Annotated in this window: 6 protein-coding genes and 1 pseudogene; 4 read left to right on the forward strand and 3 right to left on the reverse strand. The window is 61.2% G+C overall.

Annotated elements, in window-relative coordinates; translation table 11 throughout:
- Positions 1-73: 73 nt before the first annotated feature.
- Positions 74-466 (reverse strand): sigma-70 family RNA polymerase sigma factor, encoded by a 393-nt coding sequence (locus tag EV640_RS14075; RefSeq protein WP_133726716.1) that lies wholly within the window; start codon positions 464-466, stop codon positions 74-76.
- Positions 467-1,434: 968 nt separating this feature from the next.
- On the opposite strand from EV640_RS14075, the pseudogene EV640_RS13395 reads away from it, so the two are divergent.
- Positions 1,435-2,745, forward strand: a pseudogene (locus EV640_RS13395) (ISL3 family transposase).
- Between the two features lie 89 nt (positions 2,746-2,834).
- Here EV640_RS13395 and EV640_RS13400 read toward each other — a convergent pair.
- The gene (locus EV640_RS13400) at positions 2,835-4,019 is read right to left on the reverse strand and encodes an MFS transporter (protein ID WP_133726717.1); all 1,185 of its coding nucleotides are present in this window, start codon (positions 4,017-4,019) and stop codon (positions 2,835-2,837) included.
- Between the two features lie 531 nt (positions 4,020-4,550).
- On the opposite strand from EV640_RS13400, the gene EV640_RS13405 reads away from it, so the two are divergent.
- The 3 genes from EV640_RS13405 (at position 4,551) to EV640_RS13415 (ending at position 6,355) form a co-directional block, all read left to right on the forward strand.
- Positions 4,551-4,796 carry a type II toxin-antitoxin system prevent-host-death family antitoxin gene (locus tag EV640_RS13405; RefSeq protein ID WP_133726718.1) on the forward strand — a complete coding sequence of 82 codons (246 nt, stop codon included), beginning with the start codon at positions 4,551-4,553 and terminating at the stop codon, positions 4,794-4,796.
- A gap of 19 nt (positions 4,797-4,815) precedes the next feature.
- Entirely contained in the window at positions 4,816-5,076 is a 261-nt protein-coding gene (locus tag EV640_RS13410) for a type II toxin-antitoxin system RelE family toxin (RefSeq protein ID WP_133726719.1), read from the forward strand.
- Positions 5,077-6,052: 976 nt separating this feature from the next.
- Positions 6,053-6,355, forward strand: coding sequence for a histone-like nucleoid-structuring protein Lsr2 (locus EV640_RS13415; RefSeq protein WP_133726720.1), 303 nt, complete (start codon positions 6,053-6,055; stop codon positions 6,353-6,355).
- Between the two features lie 132 nt (positions 6,356-6,487).
- Here the strand turns inward: EV640_RS13415 and EV640_RS13420 are convergent, their stop codons facing one another.
- The gene (locus EV640_RS13420) at positions 6,488-7,168 is read right to left on the reverse strand and encodes an RES family NAD+ phosphorylase (RefSeq protein WP_166645934.1); all 681 of its coding nucleotides are present in this window, start codon (positions 7,166-7,168) and stop codon (positions 6,488-6,490) included.
- Between the last annotated feature and the right edge of the window lie 94 nt (positions 7,169-7,262).

Genomic DNA, 7,262 nt, shown 5'->3' on the forward strand with positions numbered 1-7,262 from the left:
GTGTTCGTCATGATCTGACCAGTCTTCCCGCCCGAGGACTCGGGCAACAAGACGACTCTCACAACGACTGGATCTAAAAAACGGGGTCAGCCCACTGGCGGTGTTCATAGGTCAGGGTGGCCAGGGACTCATAAAGGTCCAACCGCTCTACGATAAGGCGATCCTCAGTCACCAACTCACTCGCCCACTCAATCTTCTCCTGATCTGACGGTGCCGGGCGCCGGGAACGAGCCCGCAATGCGTCAGTCACAAGGTTCCGCACGATGGCGAAAAGCCATGTCCGGACCGAACCACGCGCAGTGGTATACCGCTCTCTGCTCCGCCAAGCGCGAACGAAAGCCTCCTGTACGCAATCCTCCGCCCCGGCCCGGTCGCCCAACGCATTGAGCGCGAACCCGAAGAGGGACCCCCTGTGCTCAGCGAAAGCCTCACGAACGTCAAAAAACGCGTCACCCTCGGAGGCCATCAGCTACACCCCCCCCTCGTGACTCACAACATTCGGCGTCTTCTCTACGGCAGGCACGCGCCCCGTCGCTTCGCTCTGGGCGAGCACCGAAGCGTCGAACTGGCCGTCCGCGCGGACTCCGTGTTGCCGCAGTGAAGTGAATCCTCGAACACATCCAGGACCTGAGCCAGCATCCACCTGCGGTGGTCGTCGATCCCACACTTCCTTGCGACATATCCACCGCAGCTGGTGTCGAGAGTTTCACGGCGTTCACCGAGTGTCGGTCGGGCAATCCGCGCGCTCCGATATCGGCGACGAAAAGGTTCTCGTACCCACGGATTGTCATGGTCGGGTGATCGAGCATCGGAGCGAACCTTCCTGCCTTCAGGCCCGGACTCCGTGTGAGGAAGGTGGGCGCGTCGGGTGGTAGTTAAAATTTCTAGTAGACATTTTGTTAATAGTAACTAAAGTGCACACTCTGTCAACGCGGGCCTATGTAAGGCGACAAAAATGTGACAGTCGTGACACATGTGCAGCGTGGTTCGCGGTAGTGCCTGCTCCCGCAAAGCAACCATGGCAAGCGCGTCTGGGCCTGCCGTCCGGAGAGGTGACAGGTTGATCTGACCTGCGGTTTAGTGTCTTCGACACGAAGATGGCCGCTGGCCTTTCAGGGAAGGCTAATCGCCATGTCGCGCCCCCACCCCTTTAGCGTTTTGGGCCCGCGCTATGGATTGGCGTGGTCCAAGGCGTGGCTCCGTAAAGACCAGAAGAGCCCCTAATAGCCGCGGAGGTTCAAAACGGCGAAACGCTGCCCAAGCTGGATTTCGCCGCACACTCACGCATTGTGCCGTCGAATATGCGCTTTAATGGCTCATCGCAAATGAGGGTGTAGCAACCGCTGGCACGTGATGGCGTGGCGGGGCGCAGATAAACGTCGAGGCCTTCCCAAGATGGAAGCTCCTATACTGCCCATCTAAAAAGACCTCGACGTGACCAAGCCTACTTTCACCACCCCCGACACCGATAGCTTCTGCCTGATCGACCAGCTCGGACTCACCATCACCAGCCAACACCTCGAACCGTTCCAGGCGGTACTCAAATGCCGGGTGACCGAACACGAACCCTGGTGCCGAAGCTGCGGCCGAAGGCGTCTCCACCGGCACCGTGGTGCGCCGGTTGGCACACGTGCCGCTGGGCTGGCGACCCACCACACTCTTCATCCGGGTACGCCGATACAGGTGCGCCCACTGCGCCCGAGTCTGGCGACAAGACACCAGACAGGCTGCGGCACCACGAGCGAAACTCAGCCGCCACGCGGTGCTCTGGGCGCTGAAATCACTGGTCATCGACCACATGTCGATCACCCGGATCGCCGCCAGTCTCGGCGCGGCCTGGCACACGGTCAACGACGCCGTGCTCGCTGCAGGTCGGCAGTTGCTGATCAATGACCCTGCCCGCTTCGACGGGGTCGAGGTGATCGGCGTCGATGAGCACTGCTGGCGCCACACCGGGCGGGGCACCCGCTTCGTCACGGTGATCATCGACCTGACCCCGACCCGCGACGGCACCGGCACCGGCACGGCTGCTGGACATGGTCGCCGGCCGTTCGAAGCAGGTGTTCAAGACCTGGCTCGACGCCCAGACCACAGACTTCCGGGATGGGATCGAGGTGGTCGCCATGGACGGATTCACCGGATTCAAGACCGCCACCGCCGAAGAGCTCCCACAAGCCACCGCGGTGATGGACCCGTTCCACGTGGTCGCCCTGGCAGGAGACGCGCTGGATCGATGCCGACAGCGGGTCCAGCAAGACACCCTGGGCCACCGGGGCCGATCTGGTGACCCGCTCTACGGGACCCGAAGAACTGAAGCGCACCGGCGCTGACCTGCTCACCGACAAGCAGCACCAGCGGCTGCAGAAGGTCTTCACAGTCGATGAGCACGTCGAAGTCGAAGCGACCTGGAGGATCTATCAGAAGAACGTGGCCGCCTACCGCAACCCCTCCAAGAGCCAGGGCAGGGAACAGCTGGAAGCCGTGATCGAGTCACTGCGCCAGGCAGTACCGCGCCGACTCCATGAGCTGATCAGCCTGGGGAGGACCTTCCATCGCCGGGCTGCTGACATCCTGGCCTATCTCGACAGGCCAGGTACTTCCAATGGCCCCACAGAAGCCATCAACGGCAGACTCGAGCACCTCCGCGGAACCGCCCTGGGATTCCGGAACCTCGCTCACTACATCACCAGATCACTGCTCGACACTGGAGGATTCAGACCCCTGCTACACCCTCATCTGCGATGAGCCCATTATCTTGCGGGGTGCCGTAGAGCGAAGGCATCGTGGCATCGTGGCATCGTGGGATTAGGGGCCGCCGCTGGCTCTGCAGGGTTTCAGGCTCTTGGCCGCTCGCGTCTGTGTTCTTGCACTGCAAGTGCCGCGCCGACTACTGCAAACAGACACGCGCTGGCGAGGATCCCTACATCAAGTATCCCTCGGGCCAGAGCCAGACCTGCGAGAACTCCGCCCAGCCATAGACCACCATCTACAGCCAGGTTCCACACCACTGAGGCTCGACCTGCATCGATGCGTCGCATCGCCATGTGAAGACCCACAGTCTGCGCCGTGCCGACCCCTGCGCCCATAACGATCGCAGCCGCACCTAGAACGAGGCTGTGGGTGCCCAGCATGCCGCCGCTCGCACCGAGAATCACCAGAGCGGCGGCAACGGTGATAGCGCCTACCCGCGTCAACCGCGCCTCTGCCGCTCCGCCAAACCACCTGCCAGCTGCGGCTCCTATCTGAACCAGCAGGATGGTCAGTGCAGGCTCTACCGTGCCCCGCGCGTACGCCGGGAGGCTAGTGATCCCATGGGCAAGAAAGACAACGGCAAGCAGGAGGAAGACCAAGGTCAGAGCCAGCAGCCGTAATGCCCCTGAAGTAGTGATTACGGGCAGGTCTTTCGCAGTCTTCGTGCTGCACCCGTCTCCCAGATGCTTGCCAGTGATGCGTGGAATCCGTGCGGCAATCACCGCACCGAGGACGCACAGCCCTGCTGCCACCACGCCGAACACTGCCGGCGAGGTGGACAGTGCCAGCTGCACGCCCGCAGGAGATCCCAACGCGGTAGCGAGCATGGTGACGAGTCCATACATGCCCAATGCCTGACCTAGTCCCAGGCCAGGCACCAGCAGCCCCACCCCCTGGGAGCCGGCAACAATAAGCACTCCGAAACCAGCACCGGCCACCACCCCACCGGCCAGCAGACCAATGAGTTCGGCACCGTGGAGTGGCCCTGTGCCGAAGGTGCCAGTCACCAACGCTCCAACCCCCAGCACAAGCAGCGAGCCAAGGACAACACTGCGTAAGGAAAAGCGCCGCACCAATGCAGGAGTCCCCACCTGAACAGCGATGACGCAAGTCATGAGGACCCCCACGTACAGGCTGCCCGCTTCGGGGCTCTCGGCCCTGGCTGCCGGAATGAGTGAATAGAGGGTGAAGAACGTGGCGACACCCGATGAGACAGCCACCGTCAGCGCGATAAACGCTGCACGTACTGTTCCATCCCTCATCTGCATACCACCGCCTCAGTGAACTGTAGACGGTGCGGCAGACACCGGCCCCCAACGCTACTCAAACTTGTCGTATGGGCTGCCGATAAGGGTTTCGACCGTCTCTGCAGCAGCCAGCAGCGCAGGGTCACAGTTTCAGGGACCGACCAGCTACACACCAACCGGCATCTCCCGTTTGGGCCCCACGAATGGAATGCTGAGGGCCGGATGACCAGAAAGGTTGAACGGTGCAACCAAACGAGCCAGAGCAGTGGGGGTCAGCAGCTGAATTGTGGTGAGGTCTCTTTTCCCACCGCACCTGATCCGCCGTTCACGCCAGCTTCCTCAGAACCCGCCACCCTGGCACCCGAACAGGATCGTCCGGGGCCCAGCTTCATAGCTCTCAACCGGGAACTGAGCACTTTAGCGGCTCATCGCTGCGTTTCACACCGATTCACGGATCGCACTCCAGCGACTGTCTCGTAAAGCTAATGGTTAACGAGACCCTTCAAGCCTGCAGCGGTTGAGCCGCCTTTGTACAAGATGTACTATTCGGTCATGACCAGCACAACACTCAGTGACTTCCGCGCCCACCAGAGCAAAATCCTCGACGACGCCCAGCGCGAGCCGGTAGAGATCCTCAGCCGCGGCAGCCGTCGGCGAGCAGTCGTGGTCTCCCCTGAGTTCTTCGACCGAGCGATCCAAGCGCTAGAAGATCAGACTGATACTCACGGCGCCGCAGAAGCCCGCAGCGAGAACGGCAGCGTCTCCCACCAGGAGCTGATGGCCGAGCTGGACCTCTGAGCCCGGGCTGTCCTGCTATATGCCTTTGTACTCGATCGCTTATAAGCCCTCGGCCGCAAAAGCCCTCCGCAAGATCCACCCCAGCGACCGTCTCCGGATCAAAGAAGCTATCGAGCAGCTCGCTCAGAACCCTCGCCCTCATGGGTACGTCCAACTTAGCGGCGGTGCCGGAGAGTGCCGCATCCGTGTCGGCCAGTACCGCGTTGTCTATGACATCGAGGATGCAGAGCTGGTGATCCTGGTGCTCCGCGTCGGGCATCGCCGCGAGGTGTACCGCTAGAGACTGACTCCCCCTACAACACTCGCGTGACGCCTTTTCGCGGATCAGCCAGCCCAGTGCAGCCGGCGAGATTCACCCAGCATGGCGATGAATACCAATTCACCGCCGAAAATATGAAGCGGGCACACTTTCCAGCCAAGCAAGGCTTACTTTCAGCTCGCGGAGTCCTCTAATATGAATTACCAGTCAGGTTTTAGACACTCCGAACCAGACTGTGTCTTTTCAGGATAATTCAGGGGGGTAAGCCCCGTTGGCTACCGCATCAGGTCAGCGGGGCTTGCTCATGCTCCAACGCCACAGGCCCAGGGTTTCCTTCGCGCCATACGCCACGGCCCCGCCGACCTAAGTCGCTTCCCGTATCCACCGGACGCCTTGCGTGTCGCCGCGCTGGCCATCGCCAGACCACCCGCCACCGCAGGAAATCACCCCCCCTCCCCCGGGAGAAGCCTCACAGCGTGGATACACCTGTACGCAGCGCTGCGGGTCACGGCTTCCGCAGGGCCCCGCGGACGATGAGGATCACCGCGATCAACAAAAATAAGGTTCCAAGGATCGCGGTGACGTCAATCAGCCAGTCCCATAACTCCGCGATCCGCTCCACGACACCAGCATATGCGGACACAACGATGGAACACACCAGCCCGAGGGATGAGGATCGACGTTCCAAGTGTCAGTCGTCCCCGACGGTCGAGGGCCCCATTGAGCGAGCCGCCGGGGCACTTCATTGGCCCTTTAGGCTGCATCACTGGTGCAGCCTCTCTGATTGGCCTTCGAGAACCCGCACCCAGATCCACTTGCCTTTCAGAACCATATTTTTAGCTGGTGAAACACTGAAAGCTGAGTGCCCCACCAAGGACTATAATTTTCTGGTGACATATCTTTAGCTATGCCTTCTGCAGGACCGCTCCCTGCAGGAGTGGATTGGAAGGACGAGGTAGATCTTGCCTCGTCCTCGACTGAACAGTGAGGTTATGAGATGGCTCAGAAGGTAGAAGTAGTTCTTGTAGACGATCTTGATGGCAGCGAAGCCAAAGAGACCGTCACCTTTGGTTTCGACGCTCGGTTCTACGAGATCGACCTCAGCGATGATCACGCAAAGGAACTGCGCGAGACGCTGAAGAAGTACGTCCGCAAAGGCCGCGCCGTTGCGCCACCGTCACCGCAGAATGAGGCTCGCCAGATTCGCGAGTGGGCAGTGAAGAACGGCCACCAGGTCTCCGCCCGTGGCCGGCTGCATCGAGACATCGTCGAGGCCTACCGCAACGCCAAGAAGCGCTAGCCGGCCACAAGGTCGTCACCGGTGAGTGGAGCCTGGAAGTCGACGCTTCCTCTACGCTCCCCTCACCTCCAGTGCGCCCTGCTCCAACGCCTAGATCCCACACCAACGAAGCCTGCGGGAAGCTACGAGCGCTCAGAAGACCCACAGCTTGTAGAGTTCCACGATGGACACCAGCTCGGTTGCCTGGGGATCGATCGGGCCGGTCTGCGTTTCGCGGAACTCGCCACCGTCGAAGACGGCCCAACACTCAAACCGGATCTCCACGCGCGAGAGATACCGAAGACCCCCATATACAGGGCGCCCGGCAGCATCTCGCTGATCAAAGGCCCACGATGCGATGGCCCTGGTCAGTAGGCGGTTGCGTCCGCGGATACTGGCCACGTCAATGACTCCCTCTCCCAGGTCGACCAGCTCCGCAGCCATCGCAGAAGACAGCACCTCGTGGGTGCGGGCGCTTTCCACATCAAGGAAGGACAAGGGGTCGCGGAGGACCGCTTCTGCGATGGTGCGCTTGTCTCGCCAATCCCGCGGCACTCCCCCGACCATCATGGAGTGTGGATCTTGTTCTGCCACGTGCTGCCTGATGGCTGGTGATGGCCTGAACCGGGCAAGGGTCTCTGCGTAGGCGCCCTCGAGGTCGCTGGCGAAGTACAAGACCCCATGGCCAGGAACATCGAAGCAGATTGCCGGCATGCTTGCGTGGACTGTCTTCAGCAGAGATCTCAGACCAGTGAAACGGGCTATCGGCTCGAGCCACGCGGAAGAGTCGCTTCTCGTGAAGGTCCCTTGTGTCCGGGGCGTCGAAGTGCTCATGGTTGGGTCCCCGGGTAGGAGTCCAGTGACTGTGTGGGTTTCGCATCCGATAATGGGTGCAGGAGGAAATTCACTGACATGGCACGTAGACATA

It is taken from the genome of Nesterenkonia aurantiaca (assembly GCF_004364585.1).
GTDB lineage: Bacteria > Actinomycetota > Actinomycetes > Actinomycetales > Micrococcaceae > Nesterenkonia > Nesterenkonia aurantiaca.